Below are 23,810 nucleotides of genomic sequence, written 5' to 3'. Positions count from 1 at the left end.
ACGAGCACCGAATAACGAGGAAGTCATGGGCAGAACAATAGAAATCTACGACACAACGCTGCGGGACGGCACCCAGGCCGAAAATTTCAACATCTCGGTCGACGACAAGATCCGGATCACCCAGGCCCTCGACCGATTGGGCATCGATTTCATCGAGGGGGGCTGGCCGGGGGCCAATCCCGTCTCGGCCGAATATTTCCAGAAGATCCAGGGGATGAGCCTGAAGCACGCCAAGGTCGCAGCCTTTGGTTCGACCCGCCACTTCCGCAACACCGCCGACAAGGACCCCAACCTCCTCTCTCTGCTCGACGCCCGCACCCCGGTCATCACGATCTTCGGCAAGAGCTGGGATGTCCACGTCCGCGATGCGCTCCATATCGGCCTCGAGGACAACCTCCTGATCATCGAGGACTCGCTGGCCTTCCTCCGCCCCAAGGTCGAACACTTGTTCTACGATGCCGAACACTTCTTCGACGGCTTCAAGGACAATCCCGACTACGCCCTGGCGACCATCGGCAAGGCGATCGACGGCGGCGCCGAGACCATCATCCTCTGCGACACCAACGGCGGCACCCTGCCGCACGAGCTGCCGCCGATCATCGACCGGGTCAAGCAGTACCTCGAAGGCTGCAGCCGCAAGGTCAGACTCGGCATCCACTCCCACAACGACTCGGAATCGGCCGTCGCCAACTCGCTGCTCGCCGTGTCCCTCGGCATCGATCAGATCCAGGGCACGATCAACGGCTTCGGCGAGCGCTGCGGCAACGCCAACCTGACCTCGATCATCCCCGCCATCGTCTTCAAGATGGGCCTGGCCTGCGAGGTGCGCAAACACATCGACCGTCTCTACACGACCTCGCGCCTGGTCAACGAACTGGCCAACCTGCCGAACAACCGCTACCAGCCCTACGTCGGCGAGTCGGCCTTCGCCCACAAGGGCGGCATCCACGTCAGCGCCGTCAGGCGCAACCCGCTGACCTATGAGCACATCGAGCCCGACAAGGTCGGCAATATCCGCCGCATCCTGATCTCCGACCAGGCCGGCAACGCCAACGTCCTCCACAAGGCCAAGAAGTGGGGGCTGAAGCTGAGCGCCTCCGACCCGCTGCTGGCAACGATCACCAGCGAACTGAAGGAACTGGAGAACCAGGGCTACCAGTACGAGGCCGCCGAGGCCAGCTTCGAACTGCTGATGCGCCGGGTGCTCGGCCTGCAGCGCAACTACTTCAAGTTCGAGAGCTTCCGGGTGATCATCCACAAGGTCGACATGGAACGGGCCCCGATCACCGAGGCCACCATCCGTCTGTACGTCGGCGGCGACGAGGTCCATACCGCCTCGATGGGCGACGGCCCGGTCAACGCCCTCGACTGTGCGATGCGCAAGGCCCTGACCCGCTTCTATCCCTGCCTCGAGGAAATGGTCCTGACCGACTACAAGGTCCGGGTTCTGACCGGGGAACACGGCACCGAGGCCAAGGTCCGGGTCCTGATCGAAAGCCGGGACCACGTCTGCAGCTGGAGCACCGTCGGAGTTTCGGTCAATATCCTGGAGGCGAGCTGGCAGGCTCTGGTGGACAGCATCAACTACAAGCTGATGAAGGAAGACAACAGGAAGTAGGACGCACAGATCCCCTCGAACTTCATGGGGTATCGAGAAGTTTCACCTTATCTCTGATTCCCTTGGTCATCAGGACCTCACCGTCTTTGTCGACGATGACCCCGTCCATGCCGAGCCGCTCCAGGGCGGCGATGCCCTGCTGCGGCCCCATGATGAAGATCCCGGTGGCGAAGGCATCGGTGGCGGCCGCCGACGGGGCGATGACCGTGACGCTGCGGCACAGATCCTGCGGGTATCCGGTTGTCGGGTTGAGGAGATGGTGATAGCGGACGCCGTCGGCAAAAAAGTAGCGCTGATAATCACCCGAGGTTGAAATCGCCCCATCGTCCAGATGCACCGTTGCCAGCAGGGCGGTGTCATCGTCGGCCGCTCGCGGGTGCTGGATGCCGATATGCCATGGCCGGCCGTCCGGCTGCCGCCCGAAGAGCCGGATATCGCCGGCGACGGCGACGATCCCGTCGTCGATCCCGTGGTCCCGCAGGACGGCGGCAGCCCGATCGGCGGCATAGCCTTTGATGATCCCGCCCAAATCGATCTGCACCCCCTGTTTGTCGAGGTAGACGGTGGAGGCTCCGGGGTCGACGACGATATGGCGGTAGCCGACCAGATCCATGGCCGCGGCGATCGCCTCCCGCGAGGGGATCTTCTTTTCCTTGAAATCCCAGAGCCGGACCAGGGGGCCGACCGTCACGTCGAAGCCGCCCTTTGTCGCCTCGGCGGCATGGACCGCCTTCTCGATGACGGCAAGGGTTTCTGCCGAGACCTTCACCGCCGCAACCCCGGCGTTCCTGTTGATCCGGCTCAGTTCACTGTCCGGCGCATAGAAATTGAGAAGCTTGCCGACCCGCTCGAGTTCGCGGTAGGCGGCATCGATCGCCTCCCTGGCCCTGGTCTCCGAGCGCGTCACGACCGTGATCGTCACCAGGGTGTAGAGCGATGTCCGGCTCTCGCGGAACAGGCGCTTGCGCTGGCCGCCATAAAGGAGGAGGGCAAGCAGCAGGAGGCCAACGACAACGATGATCAGAGTACGGAGGAGGGTATTGCGCGCCATTGTTGCAACCGGGGCCATAGCCGGGCGGAGATCGGTCCCGTCGCTATGGTTTCTCGAAAAAGATATAGGACGTCGAATAGTCGCTGAACTCGAAATAGACCTTCTTTTCACCAGGGTCCACCGCCCCGTTGAGATTGTCGTCGAGGATGCCGTAGCCGAAGCGGTACGGCCTCTCGCCCTTGCCGTCGGTGGCGGCTGCCGTCGACAGCTTGTCGATCTTCAGAAAGCGTTTGACCAGTTTGTCACCGGCATAGACCTCGAGCACCCCGTCCGTCCCGGTCCAGTTCTGGACGGCCCGGCCGAACTTGTTCTGGGTTTCCTGGGTGCAGGCGGCGCAGCCCAGGAGCACCACGGCGATGACACAGAAATATTTCATTGCACTTCCACCTCATGTTCGTCGGTTCACCACAACGCCGGACCAATGCCCCAGGGCTGCCGGCGTCCTCTTCGTCTGCGACAGACTATCCCACAACCTGCGGCACGACAAGCAGTTTCACACGACCGCCCAACCTGACCGCTGATGATAACGGATGTTCGCCTTCTTGCCTCTTTATTCATTTTCATCTCTATGGTATCTTACCGCCATTGCCTGCGAACACTGACATCTCGATTCACAGGAATCCTGGATATGGACGGGCAACCGGTGTAACATCATTATTCAACAACCCTAAATCACATGGAGGACTCGATGAAATCCCCAGTACGCGTGGCCATAACCGGCGCCGCCGGCCAGATCAGCTATTCCCTCATCTTCCGCATCGCCGCCGGCGACATGCTTGGCCCCGACCAGCCGGTGGTCCTGCAGCTTCTTGAAATCACCCCGGCGATGGGCGCCCTCAACGGCGTCGTGATGGAACTCAACGACTGCGCCTTTCCGCTGGTCGCCGGCATCGTCGCCACCGACGATCCGAACGTCGCCTTCAAGGACGCCGACTTCGCCATTCTGGTCGGGGCCCGTCCCCGCGGTCCGGGCATGGAACGGTCCGACCTGCTCCAGGCCAACGCCGCGATCTTTTCCGTCCAGGGCAAGGCCATGAACGCCCACGCCAACCGCAATATCAAGGTCCTGATCGTCGGCAACCCGGCCAACACCAACGCCCTGATCACCCTGAAGAACGCCCCGGATCTCAATCCCCGCAACATCACCTCGATGATGCGCCTCGACCACAACCGGTCGCTGTCGCAGATCGCCGCCAAGGTCGGCAGCCACTGCACCAAGGTCGAGAAGATGGTCGTCTGGGGCAACCATTCGGCCACCCAGTTCCCGGACATCAGCCATGCCACCGTCGACGGCAAACCGGTGGTCGACCTGGTCGACAACGACTGGTACGTCAAGGAGTTCATCCCCGTCGTGCAGCAGCGCGGCGCCGCCATCATCAAGGCCCGCGGCGCCTCCAGCGCCGCCTCGGCCGCCTCGGCGGCGATCGACCACATGCGCAGCTGGGCCCTGGGCAGCAGCGGCCAGTGGGTCAGCATGGGCGTCTACAGCGCCGGCAACTCCTACGGCATCGACGAGGACATCATGTACGCGTTGCCGATCACCTGTGAGAACGGGGAGTGGCAGGAGATCAAGGGGCTTGCCGTCAGCGACTTCGCCCGCGGCATGATGACCGCCACCGAGCAGGAACTGGTCTCGGAGCGCGACGCCATCGCCCATCTGCTGTAACGATCCCGGCGCGGCTGGCTATCGGCGGGGAATCTTCGATTGCCCGCCGACCAGCCGCCGTCGCTCTCGCTGCATCCGCCGTCCTTCAGCTTCCCTCGTTTGACCGGGGCCCGTCCGCCCCCGACCCGGCCGCCGCCAGCTCCATGATCCGCCGGCCGTACTCCTGTTTCAGGACATCGAGATACTCCCTGCTCACCGGTCCTTTCCAGGTCCTGACATCATAGAACCGTTTGGGGATCGTCAGGGCATCAGGATCGAAGCCGGTGGCGATGCGGGCCTGCCAGCGCAGGCGGCGGACATAAGCGGCGACCTCGGGGATCGACCCGGCCAGGGTGTCGAAGCCGACAGCCGCGAGACACTCCGCCAGCCTGGTGTCGGTATAAACCGAGCGGGCAAAGAGGCACGCCACCATCGAGGTGAGAAAGACCCTTCCAGGCTCGTCGGCAATCAGAAAGTCGACAGCCGGCTCGACATCGCGACGAGCGTTCTTCTGGTCGTAGCTGTAGGCCCCGGTATCGAGATGCGAGTGGCGAAAACCGAGGGTCTGGGCGGCGAAGAACAGCTCGCCGGTGGCGTATCCGGCCATCTCCTGGCCGAGGACGCAGGCGAATTCGCCGCCGCCGTACGCCGCTGCCGCCCGCAGGGTTCCCATGCCGAGAAGGCGGTAGAAGTCATTGATCCCCCGACCAAGATATTCGGCGGCCTGCTGGTAGGCGGCGGCATCGCCAAACTTGAGAGGGACCACCGTCTCCTTCTCCGAGACCAGACCCTGCTCGCTTGCCTCCGTGGCCCAGGCCAGCGCCACGCCGCCGGACATGGCATCGAGGCAGACCTTGTCCATGACATCGAGGATCCGCAAGACGTCAAAAGGCCTGGTCACCCCCAACATGGTCCCGGCCGCGAAGATCGGCTCGTAGTCATAGGCCACCTGGTGGTAGTGATAGCGGTTATCCTTCAGCGTTTTCTCGCGAACATAGCCGACATGGATACAGCCCACCGGGCAGCCGGAACAGGCCCCATTGCGCAGCAGGGTCTCGTCGGCGAAGGCCTCGCCCGTTATGCCGGCGATGGCCGGATCGCAGGTCTTCTGCAGGTTGTTCCAGGGCAGGGATTGAAGATCGTTCAAGCCCTGCAGGTTGGCTGCAGTACCGAGATTGTAATACTTGCGCATCATATCGGTGGAGGTCGCCTGACCGTAGACCTCCTTGAAAACCTTGGCATAGGCGCTGCCGGCCGGCCCGGCGAAATCGCCGTCACCCTGGACGACGATGCCCTTGAGGTTCTTCACCCCCATCACCGCTCCACCGCCCATTCTGCCGAAATGGCGGTAAGAATCGACGTTGATGCAGGCCATTGCCGAGCCGATCTCGCCGGCCGGACCGATGCGAAGGATCGAACGATGGCCTGGCCCCCTGGCAAACATCCGCCGCAGCAGCTTGCCGGAGGCATCGGCCTCCAGGCCCCGCATGAAGTCGACATCCCTGACCTCCAGGTGCCGGCCGCCCACCACCAGACACGACAGCCTCCACGCCCGGCCGGTGATGACGAGGGCATCGAGATCGGCGAAGCGCAGGGCATGGGCCAAGCGACCGCCGGCGTGGCTTTCGGTATACTGGTGATGATACGCCGATCTGAAGGCGCAGACGGTCTTGCTCATCAACGGGAAACAGCCCGTCAGCGGTCCGATGGCAAAGATCAGCGGCTGTGCCGCATCATCCCAGGACAGGTCATTGTTGGCGAAGCGATCATAGAGCAGGGCCGCCAGGCCGCTGCCGCCGGCCACCAGATTGCGGCCGTCGAGCAGCTTTATTGACCCTTTTCCTGTTCCCAGATCGACACAGAGCACCCTGAATTCTTCCCGGATCATCGCCGCACCTCCATGCTGTCGCCGAACTCCGCCAGTTCCAGGCAGTCCTGTGGGCAGAACTCGACACAACGGCCGCAATGGATGCAGACGAAGACCTCCCCCCACCGATTGACGGAGACCGCATCCACCGGACAGGCCTCAACGCATTGGCCGCACTGGAGGCAGAGCTTCTTGCGGACCACCACCCCGCCCCCAAGGCGCTGGCTGAAGGCCCCGGTCGGGCAGGCGGCCACGCACGGGGCGGGATCGCAGGCCAGGCAGTGCACCGCCATGAAACCGGTCGACAGGCCGCCGGCGGTATGAATCCGTATCCCCGCGGAACTCCAGGAGAGACGCTGATGGATCAGCCTGGCGCAGGCAATGGCGCAGGAATGGCAACCAATACACTGGTCAATACGTGGAGCCGCAAGCTGTTTCATGATGGTTCCCGGGGGCGAAGCGCTCGCCGCCACTATTTTCTGAAGATGTTCGCCGCAAATGCTGCTGCACGACGTATCCAACTCGTCGCTCAGCATAGCAAAGCAGGTCAATAAAGCAAGGAAGGAGACCGCCAATTCCCCACGGAACCGCGGACCACCGCCAAACATCTTGTCTTTCCGATGTTTTTCGATAAATCCAATTGACATCGGGACCGTCTTTCTTTATCACTTCGAGATCAGACACACCCACCATCCCGAGGAGAGCTCCCCGTGCCCCGTCACATTCGGAATCTGCCCGTTGTCTTTCTGCTCGCCGTCCTGCTGTCCATCTTTGCCGGCAACCGCCCGGTCGCCGCCGAAATCGTCAGGCTCCCAATCACCCTCGATTATCCCCTGCTGCAGAATCTCATGATCAACAAGGCCTTCAGGGAACGAAACGAATCGGTGGTGCTGGTCGACGAGGGCAGTGGCTGCCTCTACCTTGCCCTCTCCCACCCCCGGATCATGGAGGAGAAGGGCTTCGTCCGCCTTGAAATCGAAATAACGGCCCACGCCGGCACGCCGCTCGGCCGTGAGTGCCTGATGCCGCTGGCGTGGAAAGGCTTCCTCGTCCTCTACCAGCAGCCGGCCATCAACAGCCGGACCTGGCAGCTTTCCTTCCGCACTTCCCGTTCCGGTCTCTTTGACCGCAACCATCAGCCGATTCAGCTCGGCGGCATCCTCTGGCAGCTCATCGAATCCCGGGTCTTCACGTACCTCAATTCAATCACCATCGACCTGGCGCCGCCGGTCAACAATCTCAAGGAATTTCTCTTCCCGATGTTTCCGCAGCATGTGCGGCAGCAGACGCAGACGATGCTCGACAGCCTGCGCGCCGGCGAACCGCAGATCACCCCGGAGGCGATCAAGCTCGACATCCTCGCCGATGTCAAGGAAATCTACCGACCCGAAGATGCCCGTATCACCGAGACCCTGAGCGGCAAGGAACTGGAGGAGGTCGTTGCGGTCTGGGAAAACTGGGATGCCCTGCTCAGTTTCATGGTAGCAATGACAGCCAAGGATGTCCTCAGCCCGGAGGAACGCCAGACCTTGATGGACGTTCTCCTCGAAACCCGGTACTCCTTCCTTGACAGCATCGGCAGCAACTCCGTCACCCACGATTTCGTCCGGGTCCAGTTCGCCAGTGCCTGGAAACAGCTGGCCCCGATCTTCCGCAACCATATCACCGCCGACTCTTCACCCCAGAGAATCGGCTATCTCTCCTTTTTCACCGCCGCCGACGCCCTGACGATTCTCGACGGCCTCGGACCGACCTTCGGCATCGAGGTCAGCCGCAACGGCATGATCCGGCTGGCCCGGATGCTCAGCAGCGATCCTGCGATCCTCCGCTACGGTTCCGGGATCAACCCCAACCTCCAGCGTCTGTTCGAGGTCACCCCGGAACCGGTGCAGGCCCCGGCCGCAGCGGAGGATGAAGTGCCGCCGGAGGGGAAATTTCTGGAGCAGGACCTGCCCCTCACACCGCCACCGGAACCGTCCTCGCAACCGCCCCAGGCACCCCCTTTGGAACCTCCTTTGGAACCGCATTCGGAACTGCCTTTGGAACTGCCTTTGGAACTGCCGGCTGAACCGTCATTGGCACCACCACCGGAGCCGACCTCGAGTCTCTTCGACTTCCTCTGCGCCCCGCTCCATGCGGCCGAGGGCCGCAACCTCGAAGAGTTGCGCAAATGGACCGTTACGAGGGGCAACGTCGACAACATTGTGCGGAAGGTCGTGAACCTGCTCAAGGCCCAGGCCCAGACAACCGCCCGGGAGAAAAAGGTCCCCCCCGCCTTCCGCTCGACCTACCGCCTGATGATACCGGCCATAGCGTGGCAGGAGAGCTGCTTCCGTCAGTTCGTGGTCCGCGATGACAAGCTGACCTACCTGTTATCGTACAACAACAGCTCGGTCGGCCTGATGCAGGTCAACACCCGGGTCTGGCGCGGGGTGTACGACCTCGAACGGCTGCGCTGGGATATCCGCTACAATGCCGCCGCCGGCTGCGAGATCGCCACCCTGTACCTGAAAGATTATGCCTTGCGGGAGCGGAAAGGGCAGAAGAAACCGGACAACGAGACCATCGCCCACCTCGTCTATGCCATGTACAACGGCGGACCGGGCCAGTATCGGAAGTACCTCGAACGGCAGCGAAACGGGAAGCTGTATGCCAGTGACAAACTGTTTCAGGAAAAATTCAAATGGGTCTCCGCCGCCGACTGGGGCAAGATCAGCAAGTGCCTGATCGGCGGCTGAGGCCGCCGCTCAGGACACCCCGACCCGGCGGGGTTCTCAGGCGGTGATTTCGAGACCCGCCATCATCTGGGGAATACGGGCGACATGCTCCCGATCGTCGATGGCAAAGGTGGCGACGATCCGGCCCTCGAACATCACCGCGATGCGGTCGGACAGGGCCAGGGCCTCGGCCAGATCACCGGTCACCAGCAGGATGCCGGCCTGCTCCCGGGCCTCGAGCAGCAACCTCCAGACATCCTCGGTGGCGGCGATGTCGAGACCCTGGGTCGGCTGTTCGGCCACGATCAACCGGGGTTTGCGATAGAATTCCCGGGCCAGCACCATCTTCTGCAGGTTGCCGCCGGACAGCTGCCAGGCAAGCGCCTGCGGATTCGGCGGGCGGATGTCGAACTCGTCGATCAACCGCTTCGCCTTCTCCTCGGCCTGCCGGCGCTGCAGCCAGGGGCCGCGGACGAAACCGCCCCGCGTCGTCAGCAGAAAATTATCGACCAGATCAAGGTTGCGGCAGGTGGCGAGCCCCTGCCGGTCCTCCGGGATATAGCTCAAGGCGAGATCCCATTTCTGGTCGGCGAAAAACTTCCGCCATTCCATGCCGAGCAGGCGGATGCTCCCCGCCGGCGGCCGATGCAGGCCGCAGACCATCTCCACCAGCGGTTTCTGGCCGTTGCCGGCCACCCCGACGATGCCGAGAATCTCGCCCTGCCGGACCTCCATGTCGATCGCCTGGAGGCCGTCACCCGCTACCTTTTCCACCTTCAGCACGATCTGCCGCGGCTCGACGGCCTGTCGATCGACCTCCAGCAGGACCTCGCGCCCCACCATGCGCTCGGCCAGTTCGACGGTCGAGGCGACCGCCGCTGCCGCGACCCGGTCGACGACCTCCCCCCGCCGGAGGATGACGATATTGTCGGCAATCGCCATGACCTCCTCGAGCTTGTGGCTGATGAAGACGATGGCCTTGCCCTGGCCGACCATCAGCTTCATCGTCGCAAACAGGTTGTCGGCCTCGCTCGGGGTCAGGACCGCGGTCGGCTCGTCGAAGATCAGCACCCGACTGCGACGGTGCAGCAGCTTGAGGATCTCGACCTGCTGTTTCTCGCCCATCGACAGATCGGCGATCCTGGCCCCGGGGTCGACCTTCATGCCGTAGAAGGCGGCCAGCTCCCGCACCTCGTCGTTGATTTCCGCCCAGTTCAGCCACATCCCACCGCCGTGGCCGAGCTGGATATTCTCGGCGACGGTCATCGCCTCCACCAGCTTGAAGTGCTGGTAGACCATGCCGATTCCGGCGGTGATGGCCTTGTCGGTCGAGGTCAGCTCGATCGGGGCGCCGTCGTGAAAAATGGTGCCGGCATCCGGCTGCAGCTGCCCGGCCAGAATCGACATCAGGGTCGACTTGCCGGCCCCGTTCTCGCCGAGCAGGGCCAGAATCCTGCCCTCCTCGATATCGAGACTGATATCGCGATTGGCGTGGACCGGTCCGAAAGATTTACTGACCGCCTGCAGGCGGATGAGCGGCGTCTTCCCGCTCATTCGGTGGTCCTGTCCCTGCCGGCCAGCGGAGTGACGAACTGGGATTCCGAATCCCAGGGAAAGAGGATCCAGGTATCCTGGCTGACCTCGGTGATATAGGTGTCGACCTGGGGCCGACCCGCCGGCTTGGCATAGACTGTGGCGAAGTGAGCCTTCGGCACCATCTGTTTGACGATCGCGGCGGTACGGCCGGTATCGACAAGATCATCGATCAGCAGCCAGCCCTCGCCGTTGCCCTCGAATTTCTTCAGTACGTCGGCCTCGCCTTTCTTGTCCTTCCAGTCGTAGCTCGACACGCAGATCGTATCGACCAGGTGGATGTCGAGCTCCCGGGCGATGATCGCCGCCGGCACCAGGCCGCCGCGGGTGATGGCGATGATCCCCTTGAAGTAGTCGAGATGAAGCAGGCGCCAGGCCAGGGCCTTCGAGTCACGGTGCAGTTGATCCCAGGATATCGGATAGGTCTTGCGGTAGGTGCTGTTGGTTTGCATGCTGTTTCCTCTGTTGATGTCTTACCGATCACTCTCCGCCGGGCAGTCCAGGGGCGGCGGTCTTCCCCTAGTCCGCCGGTTCCATGTTGACTCCCAGCGCCGCCGGAGCCTCACTCGCCCCCCGCCGCCATGAGGACAGGACCAGGACGATGACGGTCAGGGCATAGGGCAGCATCAGCAGCAGCGAGGAGGGAAGCTGGGTGCCCGAGGCCTGCAGGCGCAGCTGCAGGGCCATGATGCCGCCGAACAGATAGGCCCCGAAAACGGCCCGCCCCGGACGCCAGAAGGCAAAAATGACGAGGGCCACCGCGATCCAGCCCCGGCCCCCGGTGAGGTTGTTGGTCCACAGATGGGTGTAGGAAAGCGACAGGTAGGCCCCACCCAGTCCCATCAGAAATCCGCCGCCAAGGATCCCGAACCAGCGATAGGCGGCGACATCAAGGCCTGCCGCCGTCGCCGCCGCCGGATATTCCCCTGCCGCCCGCAGGCACAGTCCCGGTCGGGTCCGCATCAGGCCATACCAGATCAGGGGCGGGAGGCCGTAGGTCAGGTAGACCAGCGGATCGTGGTTGAAGAAGATCGGGCCGACGATCGGGATCTCGCTCAGCAGCGGCAGGGCGACGGGGGAAAAGCCGGGCGCCGTGCGGCCGACGTAGGCATTACCGAGATAGTCGGCCAGGCCGGTGCCGAGGATGGTCAGGGCCAGGCCGGACACGACCTGGTTGCCCCTGAACCACAGGCAGACCATGCCGTGAATGGCCGCCGCCAGAGTGCCGGCGACCCCGGCGGCGACAAAGGCCAGGACCGGGCTGCCGGTGGTCAGGGCGACGACAAAGGCGGTCAGGGTGCCGAGGATCATCACCCCCTCGACGCCGAGGTTGAGAACCCCCGATTTCTCGGTAACAATCTCGCCGAGGGTCGCATACAGGATCGGCGTTCCCGATTGCACCGCCGCCGCCAGGAGGGGCACGATGATCGCCAGTTCCATCAGCTCCTCCTCACGCTGAGGCGATAGGAGGTGAACAGCCCGCCGGCGAGGACGGTCAGGAGAATCAGGCCCTCGAGGATGCCGCCGAAGGCTGCCGGCACCTGGAGGTCGAGCTGCAGATTTTCAACGCCCACCCGCAGACCGGCAAGGAGAAAGGAGGCGATGGCGATGGTCAGGGGATTGAGCCGGGCCAGCCAGGCCACGACGATGGCGGTATAGCCGTAACCGACCATGATGCTCGGCTGCAGGCGGTTGATGGTGGCGGAGGCCTCGAGAAAACCGGCCCAGCCGGCCAGCGCCCCGCTGATCACCATCACCAGCACGACCAGCCGGTCATAGGGAATCCCGGCATAGCGGGCCGCCCGGACGCTGTCGCCGGCCGCCCTCAGTTCGAAACCGATGCGGGTGAAGCGGATGAAGACCCACACCACCGTGCCGAGAACCAGGCAGTGGCCCAGCCCCCAGTTGACGCTGGTCGAACCGATTTTGCCGACGACGGCCTGCGGCGGAAACTCGCTGGTCATCGGAAAACCATAGCTGGTGGGGTCCTTCCAGACGCCGTAGACCAGATAGTCGAGGAAGAGGATGGCGATGTAGTTCATCATCAGGGTGACGATGATCTCGTTGGTCTGCAGGCGCTGGCGGAGGAGGGCGGGAACCATCCCCCACAGGCCGCCGGCCAGGGCGGCCATGAGTATCATCGCCGGCAGCAGGATCGGGCCGGGCAGTTCCGGGAAGGTCAGGGCCACCCAGGTCGCGCCGACGGCGCCGAGGGCGAACTGCCCCTCGGCCCCGATGTTCCAGATCTGGAGGCGGAAGGCCACCGCCACCCCGAGGGAACAGAGGAAGATCGGGATGGCCTTGATCAGACAGTCTTCAATGGCGAAACGGGAACCATAGGCCCCCTTGAACAACACCGCGAGACCGGTAAGCGGAGAAATATCCCTGAGGCTGAGAAGGACCCCGCTCAGCACCAGCGACAGAGCGACAGCCGCCCCTAAAACGAACCAGGAACTCCAGCCGCGGGGCTCCTGTCTCCTGGTGATCCGAACCCGGAACATCCGCTGACCGTCGATGGGCGGAATCGTTGCCGCCCCTACTCGGTGGTGCCGACCACGCCCTGGACGAACCAGGTCATGCCGAGCAGATCCTGATCCGGGGCGACGACGCCGGCGGCGATCCTGACCGCTCCCTTCTGGTCTTTGATCGGGCCGACGAAGATCCGGTTGCTGCCGGCGACGATGTCGGCCCTGGCGGCCATGACCCTATCCTGCAGTTCCTTGGGGACCATGGCGCTGAACGGGGCGAGGTCGACGATGCCGGTCTCGATCCCCGGCCAGACCGACTCGGCCTTCCAGCTCCCGTTCCGCACCTGTTCGATCACGTTCCTGTAGAACGGCGCCCAGTTCCAGATCGGCGCGGTGAGATGGGACTTCGGGGCGAAGGTGCTCATGTCGGTATTGTAACCGATGGAATAGACCCCCTTCTCCTGGGCGGCCTCCTGCGGCCCCGGCGAATCCTGGTGCTGGGCGATGACATCGGCGCCGACATCGAGCAGCGATTTGGCGGCCTCTTTCTCGGTCGCCGGATCATACCAGGTCTTGGTCCAGACGACCCGGACGGTGGCCTCCGGATTGACGGCCTGGACCCCGAGGGTGAAGGCGTTGATGCCGCGGATGACCTCCGGAATCGGGAAGGCGGCGACGTAGCCGATGGTTTTGCTCCTGGTCATGCCGCCGGCGACCATCCCCGAGAGATAGCGGGCCTGGTACATGCGGCCGAAATAGTTGCCCATGTTGTCGGCGGTCTTGAAACCGGAGCAATGCATGAATTTGGCGTTCGGAAACTGTTTGGCAACCTTCAGCATCGGGTCCATGTAGCCGAAACTGGTGGCAAAGATGACATCGTAGCCCTTGCGGGCCATGTTCAGCATGACCCGCTCGGAGTCGGGCCCCTCGGCGACCGCCTCGACATACGAGGTCTTGACCCCTTCCATCCCGTCGAGTTCCCGGCGCGCCAGATCATGGGCGTAGGACCAGCCAGCATCGCCGATCGGCGAAACGTAGATGAAACCGACATTGATCTCCTTTTCCGCCGCCTGGACGGTGGAAAAGCTCAGGCACAGCATCAGTACAGCGAGGGCTTGCAGCACGCGCATCACACGATCCTCCATATTCTCGATAGTCTGTTCATTGTCGTCATCGACACTGTTGCATTGCGGCTTTGACGCTTACGGCCGCCAGGAGGCAGGCCTTACAGCACCTGCTTGAGGAAGAGCTGGGTTCGCTCCTCCCGCGGACTGGTGAAGAAATGCTCGGGGGTCCCGGTCTCCACGACCTTGCCCTGATCCATGAAGATCACCCGGTCGGCAACCTCGCGGGCAAAGCCCATTTCATGGGTCACCACCACCATCGTCATTCCTTCACGGGCCAATTGTTTCATGACATCGAGGACTTCACCGACCATCTCGGGATCAAGCGCCGAGGTCGGTTCGTCGAAGAGCATGACCTTCGGATCCATCGCCAGGGCCCGGGCAATGGCCACCCGTTGCTGCTGGCCGCCGGAAAGGCGGGAAGGGTACTCCTTTTCCTTGTCGGCGATACCGACCTTGACCAGCAGTTGTCGTGACTTTTCCTCGGCGACCGTCCGGCTCCGCCGGCGCACCCGGATCTGGGCCAGGGTCAGGTTCTCCAGGACGTTCTTGTGCGGGAAGAGATTGAACTGCTGGAAGACCATCCCGACCTCGGCCCGGATCTTGTTGATATTGGTCTTGCGGTCGGCGAGATCGACCCCGTCGATATAGATATGGCCGCTGTTGAACGATTCCAGGCCGTTGATGCAGCGAAGAAACGTCGATTTGCCGGAACCGGACGGGCCGATGACGACCACCACCTCGCCTTTGGCGACCTCGAGGGATACTCCATCCACCGCCCGGACGGTGATGCCGCGGCCGGTGAATATTCTTTTGACGTCGACGGCTTTAATCACTGACGGCGAACCTCCTTTCCATATAGAAGACCAGTTGCGACAGCACCGAGGTGATGATCAGGTACATCGCCGCAATCACCAGCCAGACCTCGAAGGTCGCGAAGGTGCTGGTAATGATCTCCCGCCCGGATTTGGTCAGGTCGGTGATGGCGATGACCGACACCAGCGACGAGTCCTTGATCAGGCTGATGAACTGGCCGGACAGCGGCGGCAGGATCCGTTTCAGGGCCTGGGGCAGGATGATGTCGAGCATCGCCTGGGGCATGGTCATGCCGAGCGAGCGGGCGGCCTCCATCTGACCGCGCGAGATCGACTGGATTCCGGCCCGGACGATCTCGGCGATATAGGCCCCGGCAAACAGCGCCAGGGCCCCGACCCCGGCGACGTTGCGGCTGAGATTGAAGACGGTGCCGACAAAGAAGTAGGCGATGAAGATCTGGACCAGCAGCGGCGTCCCGCGGATGAACTCGATATACACCGCCGCCAGCCCGTTGATCGTGAAGTTTTTCGAGATCCGCGCCAGACCGGTGAGCAGGCCGATGATCAGACCCAGGATTCCGGAGACGAAGGAGATCCAGATCGTCGTCCACATCCCCATGATCAGCGGTCCCATCTTCCAACTGGAGGAAAATCCGACCGCATCCCCGGAAAACACCTCTTCCTCGAGTTCGACCTTGACGGAGGCGCTGTCGACCTCGAGCACCGCTTTCTCCCCGGCCGCGGAGGTGACGGTCACGGCGGTCACCCTACCCTGGCCGTCAATCGCCGAGACCTGACCGTCGAACGGGGCCTTCTGCAGATCTTCGGCCTTATAGAAAAAATACTGAGGAACCCGGTACCAGCGCCATTCGTAGTCTATCTTCTGCACGGCCCCCCAGATTGCCGCGGCCATCCCGAGGAGGATGACCGCCAGCAGAAGTCTCCAGGGCCACGTATCGCCAGTGGCATTCACAATAGTTCCCTTTTATTACTGGATTTCTTTCAACCAGGCATCATCCTGGAACCATTTGTGATAAATCCGTTCGTAGGTGCCGTCATTCTTGACCTGGTACATGAAATTTTCCAGCCAGTTGAGAAAGTCGGCATCGCCCTTGCGGACACCCCAGGAAATCGGTTCGAAGGTGAACGGGGTATCGAGGTGGACGATCTTGCCCTGGCCTTTCTGGCTCATTGCGACGATGTTGTAGGGCTGGTCATAGATGAAGGCGTCGATCTTGCCGTTGACCAGTTCCATGACGCCTTCCTGCTCGGTCTCGTAGCTGTTGTACTTGGCCTTGGGGATCATCCTCTTGGTCGCCTGCTCACCGGTCGTGCCGAGCTTCGAGGCAACGGTGTACTTGGGATCGTTGAGATCCTTGTAGGTCTTGATCGTAGCGGCGAGATCCTTTTTGACCAGAATGGTCTGACCGATGACGACATAGGGCGGGGCGAAGTTGATGCTCATATTCCGCTCCTGGGTCAGAGTCATCCCGGACATGATGATATCGAACTTGCCGGTCAGCAGGGCGGGAATGATGCCGTCCCAGGCGGTGCTCACCAGTTCCAGTTCGACCCCCATGGCCTTGGCCATCGCCGCTCCCATGTCGGCGTCGAAACCGATGATCTCGCCCTTTTTGTTCTGCAGTTCAAACGGCATGTAACCCGGCTCCATTCCGACGCGCAGCTTGCCGCGCTTCTGGATTTCTTCAAGGGTGCCGGCCATGGCGGTTGCGGTCATCGCCAGGAACACCAACGCGGCAAACAGCAGGGACAGTCTTTTCATTGTCTTCTCCTTTGGCAGCTGTTTCAGATTGACAAGGGCCTGGAAGCGGACCCCCGTACCATACGCCCTTTCAGAACGACTTGCCCTCGTCGAGCAGTTCCTCGATGATCATCCGCGTACCCTGGCATTCCGGGTTGGGACAGCGGGGCATTTCCGTTATCGGCAGGTAGACGATCATCGGTTGCCGGCACTTGGGACAGACCAGTTGAACCGGTTCGTTTTTGCCGCGGTCATGCATGGGCAGTGTCCTCCCTCTGAAAGAATTCACCTCATTTACAATGCCTTTGCGTAACAAACTACACGGTAAAACTCAAGGAGAATCTTGCCCCCCGACACGCTCTCGCAATCGCATGCAGCGGCATTCAAGTGGTCAATTTCATTGATGTTGCAACCGGGACTGGAACGTACCCGAAACGGCTCCATCCGACCGAAACCCCGATTGCCACCGTCAATCCATTTTTCCCCGGCAGGCAATTGTAATTCTCTGCCCAAGAGATATAGTTGAAACAGAACCAAACACGACGCAGACATCCTTCCCTAACTGCCGGCGGCCACATCAGGCTGCTCAATGGAGGCGACCATGCCACGAAGTGACATTGCGGTTACCGACAGCCTCGAAAGTCTCTCCATCCTCGACGAACACGGCAATCTCGACCGGGACCTGGAACCGCAGCTCTCCAAGGCCCGGCTCCTCGAGCTGTACCGAGCGATGCTGCTGGGCCGCCGGTTCGACGAGCGGCTGCTCGATCTCCAGCGCCAGGGCCGGATCGGCACCTTCCCGCCGATCAAGGGCCAGGAGGCCGCACAGATGGGCGCCGTCTTCAACCTGCGGCCAAGCGACTGGTTCGTCCCGGCCTTCCGCGAAACGGCGGCCGAGATCTGGCGCGGCCGGTCGCTGGAGAGCATCATCCTCTACTTCAACGGCTTCAACGAAGGCGGCCTGGTCCCCGAAGGCCGCAAGGACCTGCCGATCGCGATCCCGGTCGGCTCCCAGGTCCTGCACGCCGTGGGGCTGGGCTGGGCCGCCCGCTACCGCCAGACCGACGAGATCGTCATGACCTTTTTCGGCGACGGGGCGACCTCGGCGGGCGATTTTCACGAGGGCCTCAACTTCGCCGCGGTCTACCAGACCCCGGTGGTCTTCGTCTGCCAGAACAACCAGTGGGCGATCTCCGTGCCGGTCAGCCGCCAGACCCATACCCCGACCCTGGCCCAGAAGGCCCATGCCTATGGCATGCCCGGCATCCGGGTAGACGGCAACGACGTCCTGGCGGTGTACGCCGCCGCCGCCGAGGCGGCCGAGCGGGCCCGCAGCGGCGGCGGACCGACCCTGATCGAGTGCGTCACCTACCGGGTGATGATGCACACCACCGCCGACGACCCGAAACGCTATCGCAGCGAGGAGGAGGTGGCCCAGTGGCAACAGCGCGATCCCCTGCCCCGGTTTGCCGCCTACCTCCAGCAGAAGGGGACGGCGACCGAACCGCAGCTGGCGGAGATGGAGACGGGGGTCATGGAGGAGATCCAGGCGGCGGTCGATGCCGCCGAAAAGCGGATGGGGGAACTCGGCGATCCGCTCGCCATGTTCGACCACCTCTATGCCGAGATGCCGCCGCAGCTGGAGGCCCAGAAATCGGCCCTGGCCCGGGAACTCGCCGACGGCGGCAAGGAGGTCGACGATGAGTAAGATGACGATGGTGCAGGCGATCAATCTGGCCCTGCGGCAGGAAATGGCAAACGATGACCGGGTCGTCCTGCTCGGCGAGGACATCGGCCGCGACGGCGGGGTCTTCCGGGTGACCGAGGGCCTGATCGACGCCTTCGGTCCAGAGCGGGTGCTCGACACCCCGCTCGCCGAATCGGCGATCGCCGGCATGGCCGTCGGCATGGCGATCTACGGCCTGCGACCGGTGTGCGAGATCCAGTTTTCCGGTTTCGCCTACCACTGTTTCCACCAGCTCGAGAGCCACGCCGCCCGGTTGCGCTGGCGCTCGCAGGGGCGGCTGTCGGTGCCGATGGTGCTGCGCGCCCCTTACGGCGGCGGAGTGCGGGCCCTCGAGCACCACTCCGAGAGCCGGGAGGCCTACTGGGCCCACACCCCCGGGCTGAAGACCGTCATCCCCTCCGGCCCCCGCACCGCCCGGGCCCTGATGGTCAGTGCCATCCGCGACCCCGACCCGGTGGTGTTCTACGAGGCCAAAGGACTCTACCGGGCCTACCGCGAGGAGGTGCCGGACGAGGAGGAAATCATCCCCATCGGCCGGTCACAGATCGTCCGCGAAGGCGGCGACCTGACGATGATCGCCTACGGGGCGATGGTCCGGCCGGCGCTGGAGGCGGCGGAGGAACTGCGAGCCAGCGACGGGGTCGAGACCGAGGTCATCGATCTGCTGACGATCGCGCCGCTCGACGACACCCTGATCCTCCAGTCGGTGACCAGGACCGGCAGGGCGGTGGTGATCCACGAGGCCCCGCGCAGCTTCGGTCCCGGCGCCGAAATCGTCACCCGCCTGATGGAGGGGGCCTTCTACTACCTCGAGGCGCCGATCGCCCGGGTGACCGGCTACGACCTGATCATCCCCTATTTCAGCCGGGAAAAATGGTATATTCCCAACGTCCGGCGCATTGTCGACGCCGCGCGCCAGACCCTTACCAGCTAAGCGGGAGCCGCCATGTCCAGAACGTTTCGATTGCCCGACCTCGGCGAAGGGGTCCGTGAAGCCGAAATCCTGGCCGTCCATGTCACGGTCGGCCAGGTCATCCGCGAAGGCGATCTCCTCCTCGAGGTCGAGACCGACAAGGCGGCGGTCGAGATCCCGTCGCCGTTTTCCGGCACCGTCCAGGAGATCCGGGTGCGCAAGGGAGATATGGCCAAAGTCGGCGCTATCCTGATCAGTTTCGCCGATAGCGCCACGGCGGCGGCAAGCGGACCCGCCGCCAAACCCGCTACCGTGGCGCCGCCTGCCGAGACCCCCGGCCATTCCGCTGCCGTTCCAGGATCACCGGTGCCGGCCTCGCCGGCGACCCGCCGCCTGGCCCGGGAACTGGGGGTCGACCTGCGGGCGCTGACCCCCAGCGGCGCCGGCGGGGTGGTGACCAGAGACGACGTCCTCGCCTTCGCCGAGGGCACGGGGAAACCCGAGACCCCGCCGCCAGCCCCGCAACCTTCGCCGCCGGCTTCGGAACCGGCGCCGCCGCCCGAGGCCACGGTCGAGATCACCCCGCCGACCCTGCCCGATTTCAGCCAGTGGGGTCCGGTCAGCCGCGAGCCCTTCCACTCCATCCGCCGGGCGACCGCGGTCCGGATGACGACCTCCTGGACCCGGATCCCCCACGTCACCTGCCAGGATGCGGTCGACATCACCCGGCTCGAGGCCTTCCGCCGCCAGCACAAGGGCGAGATCGAACAGGGCGGCGGCCGCCTGACCATGACGATCTTCGCGCTGAAGGCGGCGGCCACGGCGCTGAAGCGATTCCCCCATTTCAACGCCAGCCTCGATCCGACAGCCGGGGAGATCATCGTCAAGCACTACTATCATATCGGCATCGCCGTCGACACCGAACACGGCCTGATGGTGCCGGTGATCCGCGATGTCGACCGCAAGAGCATCAGGGAGCTGGCGGTCGAACTGCAGGGAGCCGTCGACCGGGCGCGCGAGCGCCGCACCAGCCGGGAGGAAATGGTCGGCGGCACCTTCACCATCACCAATGTCGGCGGACTGGGGGGCAGTTACTTCACGGCGATCATCAACCATCCCGAGATCGCCATCCTCGGGCTCGGTCAGGGACGGCTGCAACCTGTCGTCGTCACCAGCGCCGAGGGCGAGCACGACATCGTCCCCCGGCTGATGATGCCGATAATCCTCTGCTTCGATCACCGGGTGGTGGACGGGGCCGACGCCGTCCGCTTCCTGCGCCGGATCATCGAACTGCTCGAGGACCCGGACGAACTGTTCCTCACGATGATTTAACCCGTAAACGGAGACAGGCCATGGTCATGGGCGAAATGGAACTGACCTGCGAGGTCCTGGTCATCGGCAACGGCCCGGCCGGCTACGCCGCCGCCTTCCGGGCCGCCGACCTCGGTCTCGATGTGACCCTGGTCGACCCCCGGTCGAAGCCGGGCGGCGTCTGTCTCTTTGAAGGCTGCATCCCCTCCAAGACCGGCCTGCACCTGGCCGAGCTGATCGTCGACGCCCGCCAGGCGGCGGCGATGGGCCTCCATTTCGCGCCGCCGCGCCTCGAGCTGGCCGAGGTCCGGAGCTGGAAACAGCAGGTCATCGCCACCATGGCCGACGGCCTTCTCCAGCTCGGCGCCAGGCGCGGGGTCCAGTTGATCACCGGGCGGGCGCAATTCGAGAACTCCACCACCGTTCGCCTGGAGCACGCCGAGGTCCGCCGGGTCCGCTTCCGTCACGCCGTCATTGCCACCGGCTCCCGCCCGGTCGCCTTCCCCGGTACGGCCTTCCGCCCGGGGAGCCGGATCATCGACTCCTCCCAGGCCCTGGCCCTGGCCGACATCCCGGATTCGCTGCTGGTCATCGGCGGCGGCTATGTCGGTCTCGAGCTGGGCTCCCTGTATGCCGCCTTCGGCAGCCGGGTGGAGGTCGTCGAGGTTGGCGATCGCCTGCTGGCCGGGGTCGACCGCGACCTGGTCGAACCGCTACAGCGCCGCCTGAGCGGGCTGTTCGCCGCCATCCACCTCAACACCAGGGTCCTGACGCTGACGGAGCAGGACGACGGGGTGAAGGTCCGGTTGCAGGACGCCGACGGCGGGACCAAACCGCTGGTGGTCGACCGGGTGCTGGTGGCGATCGGCCGCCAGCCCAACAGCGGCGATCTTCATCTGGACAAGACGGCGGTGCAGCTCGGCGAGCGGGGCAATATCATCGTCAACGGGCAACAGCAGACGGCCGACCCGCATATATTCGCCGCCGGCGACGTCACCGGCGGCATCCAGCTGGCCCACAAGGCCACCCGGGAAGGGCGGGTGGCCGCCGAGGTCATCGCCGGCCAGAACTCCGGTTTCGACGTCAGGGCCATCCCCGCCGTGGTCTACACCGACCCCCAGATCGCCTGGTGCGGCCTGACCGAAGAACAGGCGGGAAAAGAGGGGCTAGCGATCGCCGTGCAGAAGTTCCCCTGGAGATACTCGGGCCGGGCCCGGACCATGGCCGCCGCCGACGGCTTCACCAAACTGATCGTCAACCCCGGGGACGGCCGGATCCTGGGGGTCGGCATCGTCGGCCGCAACGCCGAGAGCATGATCGCCGAAGGAACCCTGGCGATCGAAATGGGGGCCTTGGCGGAGGATCTGGCCCTGACCCTGCACCCCCATCCCACCCTGTCGGAGACGGAGGCCGAGGCGGCGGAAATCTTTATCGGCAGCCCGATCCATACCCTCCCGACCCGTCGCGGCGACCGCTGACGATCGGCGCCGAGGTGTCTTCCGCCGCCCGGGGCGGCAGGCCGCTCACCGCTCTTCGAGCTCGGTGAACGGCCGGCTGACGATGCCGGTATAGACCTGCCGCGGCCGGCCGATCCGGCTGCTGTCCTTGTCGAGATTCATTTCCTGCCAGTGGGCGATCCAGCCGGGCAACCGACCGAGGGCGAACATCACCGTGAACATGTTGGTCGGGATGCCGATCGCCCGATAGATGATGCCGGAATAGAAATCGACGTTCGGGTAGAGGTTGCGCTCGCGGAAATAGTCGTCCCCGCTCACCCGCGCCTCCAGTTCCAGCGCCACTTCGAGTAATGGATCGGCTATCTTCAGGCTGCCGAGGACATCATGGCAGGCCTGCTTGATGATCGCCGCCCGGGGATCATAGGTCTTGTAGACCCGGTGCCCGAAACCGCTCAACCGGAACGAGCCCTCCGGGTCCTTGGCCATTTCGAGGTACTTGTCATAATTCCGGCCGTCGGCCTCGATCTTTTCCAGCATCCGCATCACCGCCGCGTTGGCCCCGCCGTGGAGCGGCCCCCACAGGGCACTGATCCCGGCCGATATCGAAGGATAGAGGCGGACGCCGGAACTGCCGACCAGGCGGACGGTGGAGGTCGAACAGTTCTGCTCGTGATCGGCATGGAGGATGAGCAGTTTGTTGAGGGCCGAAACCATGACCGGGTCAATTTCATAGGGGATGTTCGGTCGATCGAATATCATGTGCAGGAAATTGGCGCAGTAGCTCAGATCGGCGCGGGGATAGACCAGCGGCTGCCCCATGTTCTTCTTGTAGGAGAAGGCGGCGATGGTCCTGATCTTCGACAGCAGTCGCGCCGTCGTGGTGGTGATGCCGCCGTAGGGATCCTCGTCGAGGTCCATCTCGGGGTAAAAATCGTGCAGGGTGCCGACCATGGTCGAGAGGATCGACATCGGCGAGGCATTCGGCGGAAAATGATCGAAGAAGTGAATCATGTCTTCGTGAAGCAGCGCATACCTGGTCATATCATTACGAAATTGCAGCAGTTCTTCTGCATTCGGCAGCTCTCCGTTGAGGAGCAGATAGGCGACCTCGATGAACTGGCACCTCGCCGCCAGGTCGGCGATGTCGTAACCGCGGTAGCGGAGAATCCCCTGTTCGCCATCCAGGTAGGTTATCTGGGACTGGCAGGAACCGGTATTCATGAACCCGCTGTCGAGGGTTATCAACCCGGTTTCCCGGAGCAGGCTCCGGATATCAATTGCCCGTTCACCGGTGGTGCTTTCAATGACCGGCAGGGTGTAAACGTTTCCATCAACCATGAGTTGCGCATTACGATCCGACATGATTTCTCCTCGTACAAAAATGAGAGCGAGAGGCGTCTTGAACCTTTGACAGCCTCCTCAGGGGGATATCCGGGGGTATACAAAAACCGCCTCCGGATTGCTTCGATGAGCAGCAGGAGGCTTTTCCTTGCTGAAAGGACAACGGTGCAGAAAATCCTGGCGGCAGGCAGGGAACGACAGCCTTCAGCCACGCGGCAGAAGACGGAGATGTCCTTCCCGGATGTTGAAATATGGCAACAAATATAGACCATTATGAGGCTTCCTGCAAGCCTGTCCCTTCCCGTTTCTGCCACGACGGGTCGAAAATGCGGCGATCCCTGCCGTAGCATGCGGAAACGACGGCGCAAACAGGTCACCTCC

General features: G+C 63.4%; 21 protein-coding genes. 7 read left to right on the top strand and 14 right to left on the bottom strand.

The features are described from left to right. Positions 1 to 25 precede the first annotated feature (25 nt). Positions 26 to 1,618, top strand: coding sequence for a citramalate synthase (gene cimA / locus HNQ81_RS09690; protein ID WP_183350804.1), 1,593 nt, complete (start codon positions 26 to 28; stop codon positions 1,616 to 1,618). 22 nt (positions 1,619 to 1,640) lie between these two features. Here the strand turns inward: cimA and HNQ81_RS09685 are convergent, their stop codons facing one another. Together HNQ81_RS09685 and HNQ81_RS09680 are read right to left on the bottom strand one after the other, a co-directional pair. Next, on the bottom strand, positions 1,641 to 2,669 hold the full coding sequence (locus HNQ81_RS09685; RefSeq protein ID WP_183350802.1) for an FAD:protein FMN transferase: 1,029 nt from the start codon (positions 2,667 to 2,669) through the stop codon (positions 1,641 to 1,643). A 43-nt stretch (positions 2,670 to 2,712) separates the two neighbouring features. Continuing rightward, on the bottom strand, positions 2,713 to 3,045 hold the full coding sequence (locus HNQ81_RS09680) for a hypothetical protein (protein ID WP_183350800.1): 333 nt from the start codon (positions 3,043 to 3,045) through the stop codon (positions 2,713 to 2,715). A 312-nt stretch (positions 3,046 to 3,357) separates the two neighbouring features. On the opposite strand from HNQ81_RS09680, the gene HNQ81_RS09675 reads away from it, so the two are divergent. Then, positions 3,358 to 4,335 (top strand): malate dehydrogenase, encoded by a 978-nt coding sequence (locus tag HNQ81_RS09675; RefSeq protein ID WP_183350798.1) that lies wholly within the window; start codon positions 3,358 to 3,360, stop codon positions 4,333 to 4,335. Between the two features lie 85 nt (positions 4,336 to 4,420). Here the strand turns inward: HNQ81_RS09675 and HNQ81_RS09670 are convergent, their stop codons facing one another. After that, entirely contained in the window at positions 4,421 to 6,202 is a 1,782-nt protein-coding gene (locus tag HNQ81_RS09670) for an aldehyde ferredoxin oxidoreductase N-terminal domain-containing protein (protein ID WP_183350796.1), read from the bottom strand. Next, entirely contained in the window at positions 6,199 to 6,621 is a 423-nt protein-coding gene (locus tag HNQ81_RS09665) for a 4Fe-4S binding protein (protein WP_183350794.1), read from the bottom strand. The genes HNQ81_RS09670 and HNQ81_RS09665 overlap by 4 nt, the downstream gene beginning before the upstream one ends. Positions 6,622 to 6,891: 270 nt before the next feature. On the opposite strand from HNQ81_RS09665, the gene HNQ81_RS17925 reads away from it, so the two are divergent. After that, positions 6,892 to 8,919, top strand: coding sequence for a transglycosylase SLT domain-containing protein (locus HNQ81_RS17925; protein WP_183350792.1), 2,028 nt, complete (start codon positions 6,892 to 6,894; stop codon positions 8,917 to 8,919). A gap of 36 nt (positions 8,920 to 8,955) precedes the next feature. On the opposite strand, the gene HNQ81_RS09655 is transcribed toward HNQ81_RS17925, so the two are convergent. The 9 genes from HNQ81_RS09655 to HNQ81_RS09615 form a co-directional block, all read right to left on the bottom strand. Then, positions 8,956 to 10,452, bottom strand: coding sequence for an ABC transporter ATP-binding protein (locus HNQ81_RS09655; protein ID WP_183350790.1), 1,497 nt, complete (start codon positions 10,450 to 10,452; stop codon positions 8,956 to 8,958). Further along, positions 10,449 to 10,943 (bottom strand): xanthine phosphoribosyltransferase, encoded by a 495-nt coding sequence (gene gpt, locus HNQ81_RS09650; RefSeq protein ID WP_183350788.1) that lies wholly within the window; start codon positions 10,941 to 10,943, stop codon positions 10,449 to 10,451. Before gpt ends, HNQ81_RS09655 begins: the two co-directional genes overlap by 4 nt. Before the next feature lie 67 nt (positions 10,944 to 11,010). Next, positions 11,011 to 11,931, bottom strand: coding sequence for an ABC transporter permease (locus HNQ81_RS09645; protein WP_183350786.1), 921 nt, complete (start codon positions 11,929 to 11,931; stop codon positions 11,011 to 11,013). Beyond that, positions 11,931 to 12,992 (bottom strand): ABC transporter permease, encoded by a 1,062-nt coding sequence (locus HNQ81_RS09640; protein ID WP_183350784.1) that lies wholly within the window; start codon positions 12,990 to 12,992, stop codon positions 11,931 to 11,933. The genes HNQ81_RS09645 and HNQ81_RS09640 overlap by 1 nt, the downstream gene beginning before the upstream one ends. A 35-nt stretch (positions 12,993 to 13,027) precedes the next feature. Beyond that, positions 13,028 to 14,059, bottom strand: coding sequence for a BMP family ABC transporter substrate-binding protein (locus tag HNQ81_RS09635; protein ID WP_353740488.1), 1,032 nt, complete (start codon positions 14,057 to 14,059; stop codon positions 13,028 to 13,030). 125 nt (positions 14,060 to 14,184) lie between these two features. Continuing rightward, positions 14,185 to 14,919, bottom strand: coding sequence for an ATP-binding cassette domain-containing protein (locus HNQ81_RS09630; RefSeq protein ID WP_183350780.1), 735 nt, complete (start codon positions 14,917 to 14,919; stop codon positions 14,185 to 14,187). Further along, positions 14,912 to 15,874: an amino acid ABC transporter permease gene (locus tag HNQ81_RS17920; protein ID WP_420842278.1), complete on the bottom strand. Its 963-nt coding sequence runs from the start codon at positions 15,872 to 15,874 to the stop codon at positions 14,912 to 14,914. The genes HNQ81_RS09630 and HNQ81_RS17920 overlap by 8 nt, the downstream gene beginning before the upstream one ends. Positions 15,875 to 15,886: 12 nt before the next feature. Then, positions 15,887 to 16,681 carry a transporter substrate-binding domain-containing protein gene (locus HNQ81_RS09620; protein ID WP_183350778.1) on the bottom strand — a complete coding sequence of 265 codons (795 nt, stop codon included), beginning with the start codon at positions 16,679 to 16,681 and terminating at the stop codon, positions 15,887 to 15,889. Positions 16,682 to 16,751: 70 nt separating this feature from the next. Then, on the bottom strand, positions 16,752 to 16,919 hold the full coding sequence (locus HNQ81_RS09615; RefSeq protein ID WP_183350776.1) for a hypothetical protein: 168 nt from the start codon (positions 16,917 to 16,919) through the stop codon (positions 16,752 to 16,754). 342 nt (positions 16,920 to 17,261) lie between these two features. Between HNQ81_RS09615 and pdhA the strand changes: the two genes are divergently transcribed. The 4 genes from pdhA to lpdA are packed head-to-tail and all read left to right on the top strand — an operon-like array spanning position 17,262 to position 22,109. Further along, the gene (pdhA, locus tag HNQ81_RS09610) at positions 17,262 to 18,368 is read left to right on the top strand and encodes a pyruvate dehydrogenase (acetyl-transferring) E1 component subunit alpha (RefSeq protein WP_183350774.1); all 1,107 of its coding nucleotides are present in this window, start codon (positions 17,262 to 17,264) and stop codon (positions 18,366 to 18,368) included. Then, a complete protein-coding gene (locus HNQ81_RS09605; protein WP_183350773.1) occupies positions 18,361 to 19,341 on the top strand; it encodes an alpha-ketoacid dehydrogenase subunit beta in 981 nt (326 codons plus the stop codon). Before pdhA ends, HNQ81_RS09605 begins: the two co-directional genes overlap by 8 nt. Positions 19,342 to 19,353: 12 nt before the next feature. Next, the gene (locus tag HNQ81_RS09600) at positions 19,354 to 20,652 is read left to right on the top strand and encodes a dihydrolipoamide acetyltransferase family protein (protein WP_183350771.1); all 1,299 of its coding nucleotides are present in this window, start codon (positions 19,354 to 19,356) and stop codon (positions 20,650 to 20,652) included. A 20-nt stretch (positions 20,653 to 20,672) separates the two neighbouring features. Continuing rightward, positions 20,673 to 22,109 carry a dihydrolipoyl dehydrogenase gene (gene lpdA / locus HNQ81_RS09595; protein WP_183350769.1) on the top strand — a complete coding sequence of 479 codons (1,437 nt, stop codon included), beginning with the start codon at positions 20,673 to 20,675 and terminating at the stop codon, positions 22,107 to 22,109. 45 nt (positions 22,110 to 22,154) lie between these two features. Here the strand turns inward: lpdA and HNQ81_RS09590 are convergent, their stop codons facing one another. Continuing rightward, entirely contained in the window at positions 22,155 to 23,450 is a 1,296-nt protein-coding gene (locus HNQ81_RS09590; protein ID WP_183350767.1) for a citrate synthase, read from the bottom strand. Between the last annotated feature and the right edge of the window lie 360 nt (positions 23,451 to 23,810).

Origin of the sequence: Desulfoprunum benzoelyticum (assembly GCF_014201505.1) — a bacterium.
Taxonomy (GTDB): domain Bacteria; phylum Desulfobacterota; class Desulfobulbia; order Desulfobulbales; family Desulfocapsaceae; genus Desulfoprunum; species Desulfoprunum benzoelyticum.
The sequence above is the reverse complement of the archived record's forward strand: the minus strand, read 5'-3'. Positions and strand labels throughout refer to the sequence as shown.

Bases quoted from the DNA above. Each gene is read 5' to 3' on its own strand.
- HNQ81_RS09675 (WP_183350798.1), top strand. From the start codon at position 3,358: ATGAAATCCCCAGTACGCGTGGCCATAACCGGCGCCGCCGGCCAGATC.
- pdhA (WP_183350774.1), top strand. From the start codon at position 17,262: ATGCCACGAAGTGACATTGCGGTTACCGACAGCCTCGAAAGTCTCTCC.
- HNQ81_RS09645 (WP_183350786.1), bottom strand. From the start codon at position 11,931: ATGGAACTGGCGATCATCGTGCCCCTCCTGGCGGCGGCGGTGCAATCG.
- HNQ81_RS09605 (WP_183350773.1), top strand. From the start codon at position 18,361: ATGAGTAAGATGACGATGGTGCAGGCGATCAATCTGGCCCTGCGGCAG.
- HNQ81_RS09635 (WP_353740488.1), bottom strand. From the start codon at position 14,059: ATGCTGTGCCTGAGCTTTTCCACCGTCCAGGCGGCGGAAAAGGAGATC.
- cimA (WP_183350804.1), top strand. From the start codon at position 26: ATGGGCAGAACAATAGAAATCTACGACACAACGCTGCGGGACGGCACC.
- HNQ81_RS09600 (WP_183350771.1), top strand. From the start codon at position 19,354: ATGTCCAGAACGTTTCGATTGCCCGACCTCGGCGAAGGGGTCCGTGAA.
- HNQ81_RS09680 (WP_183350800.1), bottom strand. From the start codon at position 3,045: ATGAAATATTTCTGTGTCATCGCCGTGGTGCTCCTGGGCTGCGCCGCC.
- lpdA (WP_183350769.1), top strand. From the start codon at position 20,673: ATGGTCATGGGCGAAATGGAACTGACCTGCGAGGTCCTGGTCATCGGC.
- gpt (WP_183350788.1), bottom strand. From the start codon at position 10,943: ATGCAAACCAACAGCACCTACCGCAAGACCTATCCGATATCCTGGGAT.
- HNQ81_RS09655 (WP_183350790.1), bottom strand. From the start codon at position 10,452: ATGAGCGGGAAGACGCCGCTCATCCGCCTGCAGGCGGTCAGTAAATCT.
- HNQ81_RS09670 (WP_183350796.1), bottom strand. From the start codon at position 6,202: ATGATCCGGGAAGAATTCAGGGTGCTCTGTGTCGATCTGGGAACAGGA.
- HNQ81_RS09665 (WP_183350794.1), bottom strand. From the start codon at position 6,621: ATGAAACAGCTTGCGGCTCCACGTATTGACCAGTGTATTGGTTGCCAT.
- HNQ81_RS09685 (WP_183350802.1), bottom strand. From the start codon at position 2,669: ATGGCGCGCAATACCCTCCTCCGTACTCTGATCATCGTTGTCGTTGGC.
- HNQ81_RS09590 (WP_183350767.1), bottom strand. From the start codon at position 23,450: ATGTCGGATCGTAATGCGCAACTCATGGTTGATGGAAACGTTTACACC.
- HNQ81_RS09620 (WP_183350778.1), bottom strand. From the start codon at position 16,681: ATGAAAAGACTGTCCCTGCTGTTTGCCGCGTTGGTGTTCCTGGCGATG.
- HNQ81_RS09615 (WP_183350776.1), bottom strand. From the start codon at position 16,919: ATGCATGACCGCGGCAAAAACGAACCGGTTCAACTGGTCTGTCCCAAG.
- HNQ81_RS09640 (WP_183350784.1), bottom strand. From the start codon at position 12,992: ATGTTCCGGGTTCGGATCACCAGGAGACAGGAGCCCCGCGGCTGGAGT.